Source organism: Paenibacillus tyrphae, assembly GCF_027925525.1.
Classification (GTDB): Bacteria; Bacillota; Bacilli; order Paenibacillales; family NBRC-103111; genus Paenibacillus_G; species Paenibacillus_G tyrfis_B.
In genome coordinates this window covers 63,396-81,409 of record NZ_BSDJ01000022.1, presented here as the reverse complement: position 1 = coordinate 81,409, position 18,014 = coordinate 63,396, and the positions used below count along the sequence as shown (strand labels likewise).

The window sequence follows — 18,014 nt, the reverse complement described above, 5'->3', positions numbered from 1 at the left end:
TGACTATCCAAAAAGTTACGATAATCACAGGTTATAAAAATCGACAAAAATGCAAAAAGACGATCCGCGAAAAGAACGGACCGTCTTGCTTAGACAGATCTGGAAAAAATATTAAGCTTGCGCGTCAGCTTTCAGCTGCTCCGCTTTATCCGTACGCTCCCAAGGCAAATCAATGTCAGTGCGGCCAAAATGACCGTAAGCTGCCGTTTGCTTGTAGATCGGACGACGCAGGTCGAGCATTTTAATAATGCCGGCTGGACGCAGGTCAAAGTTTTTACGAACGATTTCGACCAGCTTCTCTTCGCTTACTTTGCCTGTCCCGAACGTATCGACAGAAATCGATACCGGCTTCGCTACGCCAATCGCATAAGCGAGTTGAACTTCGCATTTGTCGGCAAGACCTGCAGCTACGATGTTTTTGGCAACGTAACGAGCCGCGTAAGCACCGGAACGGTCGACCTTCGTCGGATCCTTGCCGGAGAACGCGCCGCCGCCATGACGCGCGTATCCGCCGTACGTATCGACGATGATTTTACGGCCGGTCAAACCAGCATCACCTTGCGGTCCACCGATAACAAAACGGCCTGTCGGATTGATAAAGTATTTGGTATTATCGTCAATCAAAGCTGCCGGAACAATCGGCTTGATAACGTGTTCTTTAATGTCGGCTTGGATCTGCTCCAACGATACTTCTTCGGCATGCTGGGTAGAAACAACGATCGTATCGACACGAACCGGTTTAGCTCCTTCGTACTCTACGGTTACTTGCGTTTTACCATCTGGACGGAGGTAAGCAAGCGTACCGTTTTTACGAACTTCCGACAAGCGGCGTGCCAGTTGGTGGGACAGCGAAATCGGCAGCGGCATCAATTCAGGTGTCTCGTTAACCGCAAAGCCGAACATCATGCCCTGGTCACCGGCGCCGATGGCTTCGATTTGATCATCCGTCATTTGGCCTTCACGGGCTTCAAGCGCTTTGTTAACGCCTTGGGCAATGTCAGGCGACTGCTCGTTCAAAGAAACCAGCACGGCGCAAGTTTGGGAGTCAAAACCGTATTTCGCACGAGTGTAGCCGATATCTTTAATGGCCTGACGTGCAATGGATTGAATATCGACATATTCCGATTGGCTTGTAATTTCACCGATGACAAGAACCAAACCGGTAGCTACGGAAACTTCACAAGCTACGCGAGCATTTGGGTCATTCGCCAAAAATGCGTCAAGAACCGAGTCGGAAATTTGGTCACAAATTTTATCCGGATGCCCCTCAGTTACAGACTCCGAGGTAAACAAACGGCGGCCCACAGAATTGGACATGAAAACAACCTCCTACTGCTTTTATTATGGATAAAGGCTGAAGTCCACATACAAAAAATCAACCTTTTCCGGGTGGAAAAGGTTCCTTTAGCTGCTACCTTCTTATTGTATGTTACTGGATTTGTAGAAGGCTGTCAATAAAATATGATGAGATCGCGTAAAATTAACATTCCTGTTGATAATTGTCTTCTTTTTTACAAGCTCAACATCATTTCTTCAGCCTTTTTGATTAATCTTGCTGTAATCGTGCCGCCTACAGCACCCGCATCTCGGGAAGCAATGTGTCCCCAATAGTCTTCTTTAATCGAAGCAGCAGGGATCGAACCGAGCTCAGTAGCAAATTCAACATTAGCGTTAGCCAACTGTTTGCCAACTGGAAGCCCCAGCTCAGCAGCGATCTCGTATTTTAAAATATCCAGCGCTTTTCCGCTTTCCGGTACCACTTTCTTGTTGCTTTTCGCCATAAGGGATACCTCCTCAAGTATGATGTAATGCTATTATCCCTCCCGAGGCGAACCCCAAACGTATGAATGATTGGTGAAATGGGTAAAATTATGATGCAGCTTTCGTTCCATCTGCATTCATAATTAAGTAACTGCCGCGAACCATAACGTAAATTTCCTGCTTGTTCTTGGCGTCAGGCTTAACGCCCCGGCCTTCCCGCGGAACGATGAGCAAGTGGTTAAGCTCAACCGTAGCTCCCGCAGCAATATCTTTGCCAGAAGTAACATCCGGAATTCCATCGTCCGAGCTCACCGCTACAACTTTGCCGGTTCGGACAATGAATTCGGTGCCAGCACCGCCGTAAAGCGTTTGTCCTTGTTGGAGCTTGACGACGGTAAGTCCGGAATTGGGGACAGCGTTATTGCCAGCACCAGAACCTGCAGATGGGGAAGTTCCACTTCCAGCTCCTTGCTTGGCCAGCTCAGCTGCGATGAGTTGTTTGATTTTTTCTTCATTTACGCTTTGTTTAGCGAACTCATCCGCTACTTGTTTAGCGATGTTTTGTTCGAAGTAGCTTTTGGTAATGATGGGATCGTCTACAGAACCAGGCTGGGTCGATGTATTGTTGGAATCGGCGTAAACGATGGTTGAGAAAAGAAGGATTAGAATTACAGTGACGAGAGTAATTTTTGATTTCATGAGTTCACCTGCTTTGGATATATGTATTTAATGGGTCTTGATAAAAAAAGAAGACCCGTATGGGTCTTCTTTTTTTAATCCGTTAGGATTAGTTGATAACAACAGTAGTTGTAACGGATTTACCGTTAGCAGTTGTTGCAGTGAGTGTGAAAGAACCTTTACCGTTGATTTGGATTTCGTCAAACTTGCTGGTAAGTTCTGCAACATTTTTGTCTCCAACTTTTGTTGCATCGGAGATGGTGTATCTAACTCTCGTAATTTTGTCATAGTCGATGATCCGATCGTTTTTGAACTCATCACCGTATTGATCTTTGAGAGTGAGGTTACCCATCAGGCTCCAAGCTTTAACGGTACCGGATACGTTTGTTGTTTTGCTCGCGTCGTCGCGTTCGATGCTAGCAATCTGGGGAGCATCACCTTTAACAGTGACAGTTCCCGAAGCTGTTTTAATTTCACCTTTTGCATCATAGAAACGTGCAGTTACGTTAGAAGTACCGGTTTTGTTACCGATGACGTATCCTTTTGTTTGTGGCTTACCAAAAGAATCAGTAGAAGTAGCAGTATCAGTACGTGCAACGGAGTAGACATCCGCTACTACATCAAGAATACGTTTTGGATAAGCAATTTCGTTACCTGCGGAGTCTTTTGCAATGACCTTCACTTCTTTAGCAAGCTTGCTAGTTGCAATTTTGTTTTGGTCATCACCATAGGTACCGTCATCGATTGTTTTGAAGATATCACCAATCGACGCCAAGCTGTACTTCAGATCTTCGGAAGTTGGGTTAACAATTGTAACCTTTTTGGTTGCCGAAGTTTCGTCGGTAACATTACCGTTTGTAGTCTTACGGATTGTAAACTTCACTTCGTAAGTTCCACCAACAGCTGTGTTGCTGTCTGTCGCAATTTTCAGTTCCTTATCCGAGAACTGTTTCATAGGAACAACGTCGCCATTTTTAACAACAGTACCATTGTCAGTTGTTAATGTAGCACCTACACCGTTAGCGTTCACAGTTGCATATACGTCGTAAGATACCGTTTTGCCATTCTCATTGATTTTGTCGGTAGGCATTTCTTTCAGAACTTCTTGGTAGTTATCGATCAATTGGAATTTCGGTTTCACTTCTGCACCAGCAACCGCTTTGTTTGGCGCTTCAGTGATCGTTTTAATGGTCACAGGATAACGTGCATCAACCGTGCTGTACGATTTGTTTTTGTTAGTATCCCCGCCATAGATGCCTTGGATATAAATCCAAACGGAACCGCTAGCTTTACCGTCTACTTTAGAAAAGTGAATTTTACCTTTGTTTTCGCCGCTAAGAACTACTTTTTTGTCAGCATCCAACATGGAAGCCGGAACGTCTGTAGTTTCACCAGTTACGAGCGGACCATTAACGGAAATGTTGAAACGTTTGTCTTTAACGTTGTCAACGATTTCGTCAGCAGTCAATTTAGTGCCGTCTGCATCGTATGCAATCAGATCAAGATAAACATCTTTATCTCCGTTTGCAAGGTTCTTTTTGCTGAAGTCACCAAATTCTACTTTGGTTGCGATTTTGCTAGCACTAACTTTGATGGTAGCACTAGCAGTGGAGCCACCGCCATACACTTGGAGAGTGTACTCGCCGCTGCCCGTAATTTTCTTGTCTGTTTTGACGATAACTTCTTTCACGCCGTCACCGTCATCGTCTTCAACCTTAGGCTGACCCAAGTTGTTATCAACAACAGTGTTGCCTTTAGGGATAAGTTGAGCAGACGGATCTTGGATCTTTTGATTCAGGCTTCCGGAATCAATTGTAATTTCGCCGCCATACTGATCGTATTGCGTCATTTTAACTACAGCTTTATCGCCGGATGCTTGAATAGCAGTTTTATTGTTGCTATAGGTTACTTCACCCAGTTCAACTTTGGCAACATAAGGATATTCACCGATTTTGAAGACTTTCGTTGCGGAAATATCTCTGTAATCGTTAGACCAAATGTTAATGGAAACCGTCGAGCTGCCCGAATATACGTTAGGACCATCAGTAGTGAGCTCTACGTACATTTTAGTTCCATCACTAGATTTTTTGATCGTTGCATTGTTGTCCGGGGACGGAACGTTTACAGTATAGCTACCAGGCGTAAAGGAAGCCAGTTGGCCATATTGGTTCGTCGGCTTGATTTGAACGCGAACTTTTTTCGATTTTGCAATAGTGTCGTTAGCTGTTACAAAATCGATTTTCGTCAACTTCTCGATTTCGCCTTTGAATTCTTTAGTTACAACGTCAACTGCGGAAGCATCCAAACCGCCAAGAGTTACGCTGTACGTATCTTCAACGATTTTTGCGCCGTCTTTCAAAGTCAACGTAGCAACTTTTTTGTCTTCAGACCATTTAACGTCTTTATCTCTTGCTTCGTATTTCGTTTCAGCTGTTCCTTTTTTCAGAACAAAAGTAGCTTTATCCGTTTCTACGTCTCTGTCCAGAGTTACTTGGACTTTGTTGTAGTCAACAGCTTTAACTTCTTTAACGGAAGCTTTAGCCGGTTTGTTGGTGTCAACAAATTGTTTCTTAGCTTCGTAGGAGCTCGTTACCAACAGGTCGCGAGTTGCTGCCGAAGTACCGCCGAATGTGCCGTCAGTGCCGTTGCTCAGCAATTTCAGTTCGATTGCCAGTGCAACATAGCCTTTAGCCCAGTCGGAAACCGTTTTGTCGCTCACGCCGGTTTTGTTTTTACCTTCGGAGTCTTTGTTCAGACCGCGGATCAAGAAAGTAGCGAGTTGCTCTTTCGTTACGTCGCCAGCCGGGTTGAATTGGCCAGGAGCGTAACCGTCCGTGATGCCAGCAGCTTTAACAGCTTCGATGTAAGGCAGAGCGTATCCGTTAGCCGGATCGTCGGATTTCACATCGGAGAAGCTGGAAGTTTTCAGGGAAGTGTCGACTTTCAAGTTGAAGACCAAAGCTGCTACTTTCGCGAATTGCGCACGGTTCATTTTGTCTTTCAGACCAAATGTACCTTCTTTAACGCCGTCGAAAATGCCAGCGCCGATCATTTCGTCAAACTTTGCTTTTGTAGCTGCATCCAGATCTTTCAGATCTGTGAAATCAGCGGAAGATTTCTTAGCGTCTGCACCCAGTGCTACGGAAGAAAACATGGAGAATGCCATAGCCAGGGACAGGATTGCAGATAAACTTTTCTTCATAACCTTTTTTTCTCCTCCTCGAATATCTTTCAGTTGTTGAGAGTTCTGTGTAGAAAAATTATAGCTCGATTCCCTCATTAGCCGATTCACCCCCTTCCCAGAGTTGAGCAAAATGAGTTTTTATTGAAAATGTCTGCAATGTATAAATTGCAGAAACTAGTAAACCATAGGAAGATTAAGGATAGAATCGCATGCCACCTAACATTATACACTGACATGCCAGCAAGGTAAAGAGCATATTTTGTGAAAATTATCCATGTTCACAGCTCTTTGTCTTGCTTTCTGTTTGTTTCAATGTATTAAACGCACGTTGTTTCGAAAAGTTGCGCTCTTTGAAAAAACTTTTTTTGGTTTTTTTTGAGACAACTTTGGAACAAGTACATCAAGAGCGTCTATCAATTATGTATTGTATCGAGCGCCCACAAAAGGTAGTATACAACGATCTATTCACATACGTCATCATTAATAATTTTCCAATATTGAGCGGAAATCACCTAAAATTAGAGAACAAACCGCCAACCCACGGTTGACGGTTTGTTTAGTTATCTTATTTCGGGAATTTCTTTTGCTGCTTCAAGATGCGCTCCATGACGGCAGCAGCTTGAACACGCGTGAAGTTTTGAAGCGGATCGAAACGATACGTTTTCTTCTTCTGACCGGAAAGAAGAACGTTCTCGATACCTTCGATGAATCCGGCTTTGGACACGGCTTCAACCGCAGGCAAAGCATAGATGTCGATATCCTTCGCATCAGTAAATTGCTTTTGAAGCGTAGCAAGAGACTTATTGCTGTCCGAATTCACTTTCAGCTCTGCCGCTCTCGCAATCATGACGGCCGCATCCTGGCGCGTAATGGCCTCGTCCGGCTTGAATCGGCCTCCGGCATTACCGCGTGCGATGCCGACCCGTGCTGCAGTCTCGATGTACTTATAATCGTACAGCGGATTGGTGCTAGCAAACTTCTGCACATCGCTGAACGTCAGGTTGCCGGTGTACTGAAGCGGAAGATCGAAAGCTTTTACGAGCAGCGTAGCAAACTCACCGCGAGTAATCGATTCGTTCGGTACAAACAGCGATTGCAGTTTATTGAGCATAAACCCTTTGGAATAAAGCGTATCAAGCGTATCACGACCCCACTCGTGGCTCGTAATATCGTTGAAGCTGTCGTACATATACATGACTTGGAAATAACCGAAATGATCGATCGGAACCGTGATCGTGTTTTTCTTCGGATCGACTTCGCCGCCGATGTTTTTCCAAGCCAAGGTCGTCATGCCCCGGTAATCTTCGTAAATATCCATTTGATACACGGTGACATACTTCCAAGAATCCTGTCTGATCGAATCGTCATACTTAAGCGTCAGCTCGCCGCGCTTAGTTGGTACAAACGAGTTTTTCAGATCATTTTCATTATTCTTCTGGTAAAATCTCACGTTTGCGTTGTTTACATCAATGTTATACGGATCGCGTCCGGAGCCTGTAAGAGCTTCTTTCAACTTATCCTTGTCCAAATAATCGTCTTGGCCCACAGCACCGCCGTTGATCCAGAACAACTTACTAGCCGGACGGAACTTGCCTGTCGGCTCTTGCAGGAAGAACGATGCGCTGTAGTCTGTATTGTAGGCTTTGTTAACACGACCGTCCTTCACATTGGCAAGACCAAACAACAGCTTGCGGTCTGACGTCAAGTACTGATTCGTTGCTGTTGGTTCGTTACGCATAAGCTTCGTGTTAGCCGGGAAGCTGAGTTCCAGCTCTCCCTCGAAGAGCTTATATTTGTTTTGAAGCGGCATCAGCATTTGCGCACCTTCTACCGCCGTATTCACGTTATTCACCACAAAGCTGGCTTTGGAGCTTTCTTTGCCGCGATTAACGGTAAAGCTGATCGTGTTACGGCCTGCCTTCAAGTTTTCATAACGGTAGTAGAAGTAAGGCTTGTTGTCGGACGGGTCAATCTTGCTGAGCACATTGGCGTCTTTACCGAAGCTTACGCTATCTGCGTTCTCAGCTTCCAATTTGATGTCCACGAAGTTACCGTTGATCGTAGCCACATCATCCTTGCCGCTCTTCACAAGAATCGGCTCGATAATACGGTAAGGTACCGGTTCACGGGAAATCGTGATGCTCCGTGTTTCGGTAATTCCCGTTTTGTTGGAAATCATAAATTCGAAGACGACATCCCCTGTAAAAGGAAGAGGAATGCTTGCCGTATTGATGGCTCCTGTCCCGACGCTGTTCAGATAGTTTTGCTGGCCGTTGGCCGGAGCAGCAGGATAATTCCATCCGTTCGCGCTATCCCGGGCATCAAAAGTAACAACAGGGTTGCCCAGAGCGTCTTTTTTGCGGACGGTCATTTTGATGCTGTCTGCATTCACAAAGTTGCCCACGAATGATACGTTGTTTGCATTCGTCGCGTATTTATCCGGCGTTTGCGCCTTGGTGAATTTCTCCAGCGGGCTCGGCAAGATATCTCCTACAAATGCAGGAGTCGGCAGCGTAAACTTAAAGATCTCGTACTGTACTGTCGTTACAACTGCACCGTTCAAGCGCAGGTTGATTTTTACCGTGTTGCGTCCTTCGTTGAGCAAATCTTTGTTGTCGTTAGGCAGCCAACGGGCGTCGGCCTTGCTCACATCCAACATAAAAGTCGATTTGGCATTGGTATCGCGGAAATCTCCTGCAACCAACTTGGTTACATAACCGTTAACGGATACCTCGACATTGGCATACTCCGCTTCAGGCAAGTTCATGATTTTCGCCTGCAAGCAAGGCGTACCGCCTGTACCTGGAGTACAATAAGGCGTCTCCAATGCAGCGTTTTTAATGACCATATTATTATAGAAGTTCACCGGAATGATATACGGCGTACTCGTAATAACTAATGGGAAGTCCAGCTTACCGTTTGTTACACCGTTCGGTACTACAGACATGATGGCTCTTCCATCACGAATACCGTTGACTTGCACTTTCCATTTTTGTTGGGTACCATCAGGTCCAACATAAGTGGCCGCAATACCAGTAGCATCTCCACCGATGTGAGCCTTAACGCTACCCGCCGGAGCTACACCGGTCGTATAAATATAGAACGTAGATGGCAACTCGCTGATTTCGTTATCGCCATTTTGGTTGAGGGCCACTTCAACCGGTTGATTCGTTAACGGATCCGTGCCAAGATCCTTGGTTACTTTCGTTACATAAGGTGCAGCCGGATCGAAATAATTGAACGTAAACGTCTGCTGCGGCGCTTGGCCTACCAAGCCGCTGCCTGTATAGAACGTCACGATAAGCGTCTGATTCCGGTTCGTCGGAAGAGTCAGCGGAATAGAACCCAAGTCAAAAACTTTATAAGTCGAGGTCGACTCTGCCGGGATTTCCGTAAGCGGAGCCGGTGTGGTGCCCGAGAAGTATACCCGTTGGGTTGCCGGGCTGCCGCCTACTACGGTGATATCTGCATACACATACTGCGTAACCGTCGAAGAACCCGGTGCCAGATCCACCTTCATTTTGCCTGTCAGGTTAGCCGTCGTTTGGTTCAATTGCGGAAACGGATCATTCACCAGCTTCTGTTTTCCAGAACCAGTATCCAAAGCGCCTTCAAACAAAAACGGCTTGCCATTGTTGAAAATGAATTTTTTAGTCGTGTTGTACGTATTCGTGTTGTTGCTGGCGACAATTTTAAAAATATTGTCCCCGGCTTGCATGTTGAAATCGGTGTTCCGGTTCGGAATGAACGTGAAGTCGCCATTGTTGCTGCGGAACGCCGTAATCGGATTAGCTTGGCCGAGCAAGTAGCCTTGAACCGTCGTCGCGTTCGGCGATTTACCGGTAATGACATACGCCGTTTGCGTCGGATCCTTCGGATACATCTTCCCGTCATCGATCGGCACGTCGTTAAACTTCAGGTCCGTAATGTTCGTTGTCGGCGTAAACGTCAGGTAGGCAGGCTGAGAAGAAATCTTGGTGACGTCTCCCATCGTAAACGTAATTTTGTTCGTACCTGCGGACAGCTTGACGCTGTTGAAAGTCACTTCATACGGGCCCGTCTTCATGCCCTTGTTGGATTTGTTTTCCACCGGGCTTCCTGGGCTGGTCGTCACGTTCTCAATCTCATAATAAATAGAAGAGATCTGAGCATCGTCGATATTATCGATTTCGACGGTAATATTAACCGTCTCGCTGGTGACCGGAGTAGGGGTTGCCGCTGCCGTACTGTATCCTTTGACTTTCATCAGCGAACCGCCGGCGGCCATCGCGGAAAACGGTACGATCATCGACACCAGCAGGGCAACGATGACCGCAAAGCTAACGGCACGATTGGTAAGTCGTTTCAAGAGAAGTACCTCCTTATGTAATAAAAAATGTAGGCAAATTAACGATTCAAAGCATTCCGGTTAAAAAACAACCTCCCCCGCCTGAAACCGGCAAAGATTTGACATCATTCGCCAAAAAAAATAGTTGTACTTTACATATCGGCCGAAAGTCATCGTTTTTTTAGGGAAATTTGCAAGCAGCTCAACAAAAAATCCCAAACCAATCAAGGTCTGGGATTATTAATGCCTATTATCGTGTTATAGATGTCACACTTGATGCTAAAATTATCATTTCGACATCCGGGAACGAGTGCTGATCTGCATCGTTTTCACACGGATTTTATTTAAAAAGTGAAGCACCGGTTTTTTGGTTTTGCTGATGATGCCGATCGCTTCCGCGCCAAGCACCAGCACAAAGAGCAGAATGGCAATCAATATCACGGCGCCCCATAGCGCATCCTGCTCTGACATGAAGGAAAGCAGCACGGCGGACGAGCCGAAGAAAATGGCAATTCCGTATATAATAAGCACCGTTGTCCGGTGGCTGAAACCAAGCTGAAGCAGACAGTGATGCAAGTGGCTTTTATCCGCAGCCGAGATCGGCAAGTTATTGACCCACCGGCGCATAATGGCGAAGAACGTATCGGACAACGGGACCCCTAAAATCATGATGGGTACCAGCAAGGATACGACGGTCGCCTGCTTAAAGCCGAGCACGGACAGCGTAGCCAGACAAAACCCGAGGAACAGCGCTCCCGAGTCACCCATAAAAATTTTGGCCGGATGAAAATTATAGAACAAAAATCCGGCGATAGAGCCGAGCAGTACGACACACAGCAGTGCGACGGTAACGTTCCCCATCATCAGGGCCAATACCAGAATCGTCGTCGTCGCAATCCCCGATACCCCGGCAGACAAACCGTCCAAACCGTCGATCAGGTTAATGGCGTTGGTCACCCCCACGATCCAGAAGATCGTCAGCGGAACGGCTAGCCATGTTAAAGAAACGGCCCCGTCGCCAAAGGGCAAGTTGACCAAATCGATCACAGCCCCGGAATAGACCACTACACTAGCAGCCAAAATTTGACCGAGCAGTTTAATTTTGGGTGACAAGTCAAACCGGTCGTCCAGCGCGCCGATTAATACGACAATCGCCCCACCTACCAGCAGACCGAAAACAACATCCGTTTTTAATGTATTTATAGCAGGAGAAACAACAAAATAAGCTGCGATGAATGCAATAAAAATAGCTAATCCGCCGAGTCGCGGCATGATCCGGCTATGTACTTTGCGATGATTCGGTGCATCTACGGCACCAACCCAAAAAGCAAAGCGTTTTACCAGCGGTGTCATCAGCAATGCGATCAGTAAAGCAGCAACAAAGCCGATACCGTATAACAAGTTCATGTGTGTTTTCACAGCCCCTTTTTTCTATGACAAAACCCCAAACACTTCAAATTATACCTTGACGGCTTCTGAAATACCATCACGAATTTAGGCAATTTGGGCGGTTTTCAGGTGGTTTTCACAGGGATTATCCGGTTTCCGCACATTTTCCTCTCTACGATTCACTTTCACTGCGAATTACGGCAAAACAAGCACATTTTCATTGCATAGCGCAGCCTTATTAATTCCCTTTAAATCGACTGGCAAAATAAGTAGCGATTCGTTCCGCCGGGCGCCCGGCTTCGACTTTCAGCCTTTCAATGGCCGGCTGTTTCTCCCGCTTCCAAGATTCCACGCCGTTCCACAGCCGCAAAGTTTCTTCGGCCAGCGCGTTCGCATCGGGCTTTTGGGTACTGCAAGCGGCTTTGATCCCGAGACGATTCAAAAATTGATCGATCTTCGGATCGTACGACACGCCGACCATAGGGACGAATTGACCGGCCGCATAAATCAAGGAGTGAAGACGCATTCCGACCAACACCTGGCAGGAAGCAACTTCCGCCAACATATCCTGCGGATGGCTAATCGGAGGGGTTATGCTCATCCGCTCTTTGTAGAGTTCCCCCATATGTTCCATCACATACAAGGAAGCTTGTTCGTCGGATGGCAAATGAAACGGCAGGAAACGAATGTGCGCATCCGATTGCTCCAATACAAGCTTAAGCGCATCGGCAACAGCTCGCAGCTCTGAGCGATCTTCGTTCCAGAAACGGACGGATACCCCAATAACAGGCTTCGTAAGGGTATCGCCATTGAGGGACCTTTGCTCGCGAAGCGATAACCCCATCACCGGATCCGGCACCACTTCGACCCGGTCTGCAGGAACACCCATTCGCCCCAGCAGCGCTTTCGATTCGTCGTCTCGAACAGAAATAAACGCGCATCGATTGAAGGCCGAACGAATCCATCCATAGAAAAATGGCCGGTGCACCGGACCGATGCCTTGAGAATAAATAAATACGGGCTTTCGAAACCATTGAGCAAGCCGGATTATGGCAATGTAGTACGGGATTGTCTTCGTTCCCGTTTCATCCTGCAGCAAGCTGCCGCCGCCGCTTATAAGCCCGTCGGCTCCGCGCAGCGTCCGCCATACTTCGGCAGGGCGCATCCTGTGAGCGGCTTCAACGCCGTAGGTTCGGGCCGTTTCCTCCGGGTTTATGGACAGAACGACAGGGACGAATGTTACGCCCTGTCGTTCTCCTTGTTCCTTCAAAGCCAGCAAAATCGATTGGAGCACGGCCTCGTCACCGCTGTTATGGAATCCGTAGTAACCGGACAATACTATTCGCTTAACCGGGGTACCCAACGCTGCCAACTCCTTGCAATAATTTCCCATACTACAATTAAGATTGCTCCGATCAATAGGCCGAAAGCCAAACCGTAGACGACGCGAATCGACGAAATGACGAGCGGCGTATGAAGATGCGCGAACGTATCTACGACCGAAGCTTGACCAATCACGCCGATCAGAACAAGCAGAAGCGCGCTGCGGTACTTATAGCACAAGTAAGCTCCAAGCAGGAACAGCGGATGGGAGATCATGAACTCCTTCGTCCGCGGCCGCACGCCGAGCGTATTTTCCAGGAAGGATCGGAAATAACGTTCGAACGACGATGCCTGCCCCTCATTGCCGGTACGCGAAATGTAGTAATAGCCTGCTGCCGCCACGACTACTGCGACAATGACCCACAGAACGCGAATATTCGCGTGTATGAAGCCCTGAATTCGCCGTACTTTATCCCGGTAAGAAGTTTCATCGCTGAACAACAGCCAGTACAGAACCGCTAGTGCGATCGGAGCCGCATGCAGGATGCCGACGCCGCGGAATTGCTCCAGTACCAAAGAATACGTGATTTGATTCAGCAGCCCTACGATAAATAGAGCACCGATTAACGAAAGAAGACTGGTCCTCAGAAGAAGTATCGCAGCGAACAGCCCTCTCTTCCCATCCTTGCGGTTTAGCTTATTCCGCGCCATCCGGATCGCAAACATCATGCCGAGAGTTGGCGCGCAGGTTCCTGCGCCAAGCGCCAACGCTTGGGAAAATAAACTGTTGTTCCAGACATACATCCCTGCAGAGCCCACCAATCCGAGCAAAAAGACAGCTAGCGCAAGCTCAGGGACGAAGTAAGAGATCGTCAGCGCAATTAAAGCGATGGCTCCAATGGACAACAGCGCCTTGGCGACCGGCTGCCAGCCTGAATGTACCGGCACAAACGCCGTAGCCGGCCCGGTTTGATAGCCTATATTATGAATTTGAGGAATAACCCCATCCGGCCCCTTCAACGTTAAATAAATGGAATCGAGCGGATGAACGATTTTCCCTTTGTCTGTACTCTTTACCGCTTTGGCATGCAAGAAGATCATCCGGATGTTGCGATCCTTCACCGCCAGCAAAAACCGGTCTGCATAGTCTTGAATGCGGCCCTTCAGCTCTTGCGGAGTGATATTCTCCGTCAGCTTCTGGGAGTCGGATTCCGTGAGCGGGTGAAGACGGACCACGTTGTAATCGATCTTCTTCGCGATGCTATTGAAGCCGCGAGGCGGCGTCTTTTGATACAGGGCTTCGGTCGAGGCCAGGCCAATTTGGTGCTTTTTCATGAGCTCGGCCATCAACTCGAGATTGTGCAAATCTTTATCGCTTACGAAACCGGGTACGGTCTCGCCATCGATAATCATTCGCTTAACCCCGAGAGCCTTCAGTCTTCCCAGCAGCTCATCCATGCGGGCCTCGTCAAAAGCCCGGCGGTTGGATAGCCGGATGACGATCGTGTACCCTTTTTCCTTAAGCAGTTGCAAAGTGATCGGATCCGGGTCCATCGTTTTCAACATCGCATCTTCCATCGACATCTCGATGATCAGGCCCGGCTGATTTTTGTAGCTCCATGCTCTCGTGTTTACATTCAACTCGGCAAAAGCCTTCTGAATCATCGGCTGGAGCTGCTGCTCGGATTCTTTTTCCGCAAACAAAAGATACGTAAAGTTTTCATTCGGCGAAATGGGCGTCTGGGTCAAAGCGGACGCTTCATGCGATGTAAACAGCTCGATGCGACGGCTCAGCTTCAGCTCGTTGAGAGTCGCTTCATAGACAGCCATGGATTGAATCCCATGCTGCTTCATCTCGTCCAACTGCTCCAATACGAATTTGCGGGGGTCCGTTTGCAAATCGGAGATTTCCAGCAAATTGCGGTAATCGAAGACGAACTCTACCTTTCGTCCCGTTTTCTGCTCCGTCTCATTCCGCTCGAACGCTACGGGGATGGCAGCCAGCATCCCAAGGATAACCAGCCACCACAACCATTTAAGCGCCCGTTGGTTCCATTTCATGTACGTTCCCTTCAACACTGCCCACTCCCAAAGTTAGTTGTGATTGTCCACGCGGGACATAACAGTCTGCACCAGTTGTTCGATCGCTTCGGAAGCGGCCTGCGCGGAGGTGCCTCGAACGGCAAAGTATACTTTGATCTTCGGCTCCGTGCCCGATGGGCGGAGACAGAACCAAGAATCGTCTTCAAGCGTGTATTTAAGGACGTTTTCCGACGGAAGTTCGTACAACCCTTGAGAGAAGTCCTCAACCTTAACGACCCGCAATCCGTTAAGCTCTTCCGGCGGAGCGCCGCGCCAATCGCTCATGATGCTTTGAATTTTCTCGACGCCATCCTTGCCTTTGAGCGTGCGTGATTCGAGCTTTTCCAAGAAGTAGCCGTGACGCGCATACAGTTCTTGCAGAACATCGTACAAGGTTTTGCCTTGGCTTTTGTAATAAGCTGCGGCTTCACAGATCAGCATCGAAGCGATCACCGCATCCTTGTCGCGCGCATAGTTGCCAGCGAGATAACCGTAGCTTTCTTCGTAGCCGAACAAAAACTCGGCTTCTCCGGTCCGCTCGAACTGTGTCATTTTTTCGCCGATATATTTAAAGCCCGTCAGCGTGTTCATTACTTTGGCCCCATAATGCTCGGCAATGGCTGCTCCCATCTCACTGGTGACGATCGTCTTGATCACGACGCCGTTAGCCGGAAGCTCTCCGCGCTCTTTGCGGCTGCTGAGCAGGTAATCGACCATAATCGCACCCGACTGATTGCCCGTCAGCACGAAATATTCGCCGTTTGCATCCTTCACAACTGCGCCCATCCGGTCGCAATCCGGGTCCGTACCGATAATGATGTCCGCGTCCGTTTTCTTGGCTTCGTTAATCGCCAAAGCGAACGCTTCCCGTTCCTCCGGATTCGGCGACTTGACCGTGGAGAAGTTGGCATCCGGCTGTTCCTGCTCGGCAACCACCTGCACCTGATCGAAGCCGATGCCGGCCAATGCCGCGCGCACGGATAAATTGCCTGCTCCATGCAGCGGTGTGAACACGATGCGGAAGTTGTCGCTCGTCTGCTTCACAAGCTCCGGGTTGCGGCTGATGGCCGTGACCGCACGAATGTATTCCGCATCCACCGCCTCGCCGATCCATTGCAGCGAACCGGCGTTCTCGGCCTCCGCACGCGACTTTCTTTTCACGTCGGCAAACGACTGCACTCCGCGGATCTCAGCGATGACCTGCTCGGCTTGCTCCGGAACAAGCTGTCCGCCATCGTTTCCGTATACTTTGTATCCATTATATTCGGGAGGATTGTGGCTCGCCGTGATAACGATACCGGCGTCGGCTTTCAAATATCGGACGGCAAATGAGAGCTCCGGCGTCGGGCGAAGCGATTCGAAAACATACGCTTTGATCCCGTTGCCTGCCAGCACCTTAGCCGCTTCAAGCGCAAATTCGGGCGACTGGTTCCGGGAATCGTAGGCAATGACCGCGGAAAGCGATCCTTTGCCGGAAGCAAGCATGAACTGCGCGAGCCCTTGAGTGGCACGGGCTACCGTATACGCGTTGATCCGGTTCGTACCAGCCCCAATGACGCCGCGCAGGCCTCCGGTCCCAAATTCCAGATCTCGGTAAAACCGATCCTCGATTTCTTTGGCATCCCCTGCAATTTGTCGAAGCTCTTCTTTGGTGCTCTCGTCTATTGCCGGATCCTTCAACCAAAGCTCGTATTGCTCCTGCACATGCTTCCCCGTATTCATCATTCCATCTCCTCTACCCGAAATTTTATGTATTTATGTTAATTATGATCGGTGTTATCCTCTTGAAGCGCGAACATGATTTCGCCTTCCGCGACGACTTTATCACCGACTTTGGCTGTTGCCTTCCCTTTGCCGATGATGCCTTTCGATCGTGTAATCATTACCTCTAACGTTAACGTATCTCCCGGCTTCACTTGGCCGCGGAACCGAAAATTGTCGATCCCTGCAAGCAACCCGATTTTCCCATGGTTTGCTTCCAGTTGCAATAGGGCTACGGCACCGACCTGCGCAAGAGCTTCGACAATCAGCACCCCTGGCATGACGGGGAATCCCGGGAAATGTCCCTGAAAAAACGGTTCGTTGATCGTTACGTTTTTAATACCTACGGATTTCACGCCCGCTTCAACTTCTACTATGCGGTCCACCAACAAAAACGGGTAACGGTGCGGAATGATCTTTTGAATTTGAACGGCATCTAACAAGGCAGATGCTCCTTTCCTGAGTGAGTATAAAAACGTCTGGTTCAACTTACAATACAAATGTCCCTTCATGAGCTGCAGCAGTGAAGGTTGATATAAGGGAGCTTATGTACGGATTTACCGGTAAGGTGAATCTGGGCATGAGCTCTTTTTATTTCGAATAGGGTTCCCTTATGAATGCAAGCCACGTTTGTTCAGCAGCTTGAACTGAAGAATATAAATAATAGAGGTGACGAACGATACGGCGATGACAAACCATAAATACGCATGAGCGTATGGAAGCTCGAAAACGATCAGCAGAATGGCAACATAATACAAGACGGTCGTCAATTTCCCCATCGCATTCGCCGGAACGGTCTTTTTGCCCCGAAAATGAAAAATCGCTGATCCTACGATCATGCCCGCGTCCCGTAAAAACATGGCTCCTGCAGCTTGCCACGAAATCATCTGGGAGAACACCAGCGACAAGATGACGGTGATCATCATCAGCTTGTCCGCGAGCGGGTCCAACATGCTGCCAAGCTCGGTGACCAAATTTCGTTTCCGTGCGATGTAGCCGTCCAGTACGTCGGTAAGCCCTGCAATAAGCAGGACGAAAAAGGCGCTTTTGATATATCCTGTTCCAAATACCACAAGGTAAACGGGAATCAGAACAAAGCGGCATACGGTCAGTACATTGGGCAAGTTCCACACGAAATAGCGTCCCCCTCTGAGCCACTCAAGGTATCGGCGCAGCTCGATTCTCTCTCTATAACGCTTCCCATCCATACATTATACCTTTATCAGGAAAAAAATAAAACTCCCTTACCCGGGAGTTTATCACTACGTATCGGCAAAGATCAAATCGAACGCATGACGCCACGTATTTAAATTGAGGACCTCATGAATATCTTGTTTTCCTATATAAACGTACCCGACCGCAAGCCCTACTAAAAGCGCCACTATGCCAGTGAACGGAATCCACGTCCACTTCAGGAACGTAAAAACCGCTTTCTTCCATCTTTTCGGTTCCGCAGGCGCCTTCTTTCGGTTATCGCTCAAGTTCCCTACCTCGCTTTGCGTAATGCCG

The 18,014-nt window shown here is 48.2% G+C and carries 12 protein-coding genes; all 12 read right to left on the bottom strand.

Annotated elements, in window-relative coordinates; all coding sequences use genetic code 11:
- Nucleotides 1-111: 111 nt before the first annotated feature.
- Entirely contained in the window at nucleotides 112-1,317 is a 1,206-nt protein-coding gene (gene metK / locus QMG93_RS23570; protein WP_281940837.1) for a methionine adenosyltransferase, read from the bottom strand.
- A gap of 194 nt (nucleotides 1,318-1,511) precedes the next feature.
- Entirely contained in the window at nucleotides 1,512-1,781 is a 270-nt protein-coding gene (locus QMG93_RS23565) for an alpha/beta-type small acid-soluble spore protein (RefSeq protein WP_281940836.1), read from the bottom strand.
- Between the two features lie 88 nt (nucleotides 1,782-1,869).
- On the bottom strand, nucleotides 1,870-2,460 hold the full coding sequence (locus tag QMG93_RS23560) for a hypothetical protein (RefSeq protein ID WP_281940834.1): 591 nt from the start codon (nucleotides 2,458-2,460) through the stop codon (nucleotides 1,870-1,872).
- Between the two features lie 88 nt (nucleotides 2,461-2,548).
- Nucleotides 2,549-5,719 (bottom strand): S-layer homology domain-containing protein, encoded by a 3,171-nt coding sequence (locus QMG93_RS23555; protein ID WP_281940832.1) that lies wholly within the window; start codon nucleotides 5,717-5,719, stop codon nucleotides 2,549-2,551.
- Nucleotides 5,720-6,188: 469 nt separating this feature from the next.
- Nucleotides 6,189-9,971 (bottom strand): S-layer homology domain-containing protein, encoded by a 3,783-nt coding sequence (locus QMG93_RS23550; protein ID WP_281940830.1) that lies wholly within the window; start codon nucleotides 9,969-9,971, stop codon nucleotides 6,189-6,191.
- A gap of 267 nt (nucleotides 9,972-10,238) precedes the next feature.
- On the bottom strand, nucleotides 10,239-11,357 hold the full coding sequence (locus tag QMG93_RS23545; protein ID WP_281940828.1) for a glycosyltransferase family 4 protein: 1,119 nt from the start codon (nucleotides 11,355-11,357) through the stop codon (nucleotides 10,239-10,241).
- Nucleotides 11,358-11,577: 220 nt separating this feature from the next.
- Entirely contained in the window at nucleotides 11,578-12,702 is a 1,125-nt protein-coding gene (csaB, locus tag QMG93_RS23540; protein WP_281940827.1) for a polysaccharide pyruvyl transferase CsaB, read from the bottom strand.
- The gene (locus QMG93_RS23535; protein WP_281940825.1) at nucleotides 12,678-14,723 is read right to left on the bottom strand and encodes a DUF5693 family protein; all 2,046 of its coding nucleotides are present in this window, start codon (nucleotides 14,721-14,723) and stop codon (nucleotides 12,678-12,680) included. The genes csaB and QMG93_RS23535 overlap by 25 nt, the downstream gene beginning before the upstream one ends.
- A gap of 33 nt (nucleotides 14,724-14,756) precedes the next feature.
- A complete protein-coding gene (locus tag QMG93_RS23530) occupies nucleotides 14,757-16,469 on the bottom strand; it encodes a phospho-sugar mutase (RefSeq protein ID WP_413789324.1) in 1,713 nt (570 codons plus the stop codon).
- 35 nt (nucleotides 16,470-16,504) lie between these two features.
- Entirely contained in the window at nucleotides 16,505-16,948 is a 444-nt protein-coding gene (gene fabZ, locus QMG93_RS23525) for a 3-hydroxyacyl-ACP dehydratase FabZ (protein WP_281940823.1), read from the bottom strand.
- Nucleotides 16,949-17,116: 168 nt separating this feature from the next.
- A complete protein-coding gene (locus QMG93_RS23520; protein ID WP_281940821.1) occupies nucleotides 17,117-17,638 on the bottom strand; it encodes a CDP-alcohol phosphatidyltransferase family protein in 522 nt (173 codons plus the stop codon).
- Between the two features lie 129 nt (nucleotides 17,639-17,767).
- A complete protein-coding gene (locus QMG93_RS23515) occupies nucleotides 17,768-17,986 on the bottom strand; it encodes a DNA-directed RNA polymerase subunit beta (RefSeq protein ID WP_281940820.1) in 219 nt (72 codons plus the stop codon).
- Nucleotides 17,987-18,014: the final 28 nt, after the last annotated feature.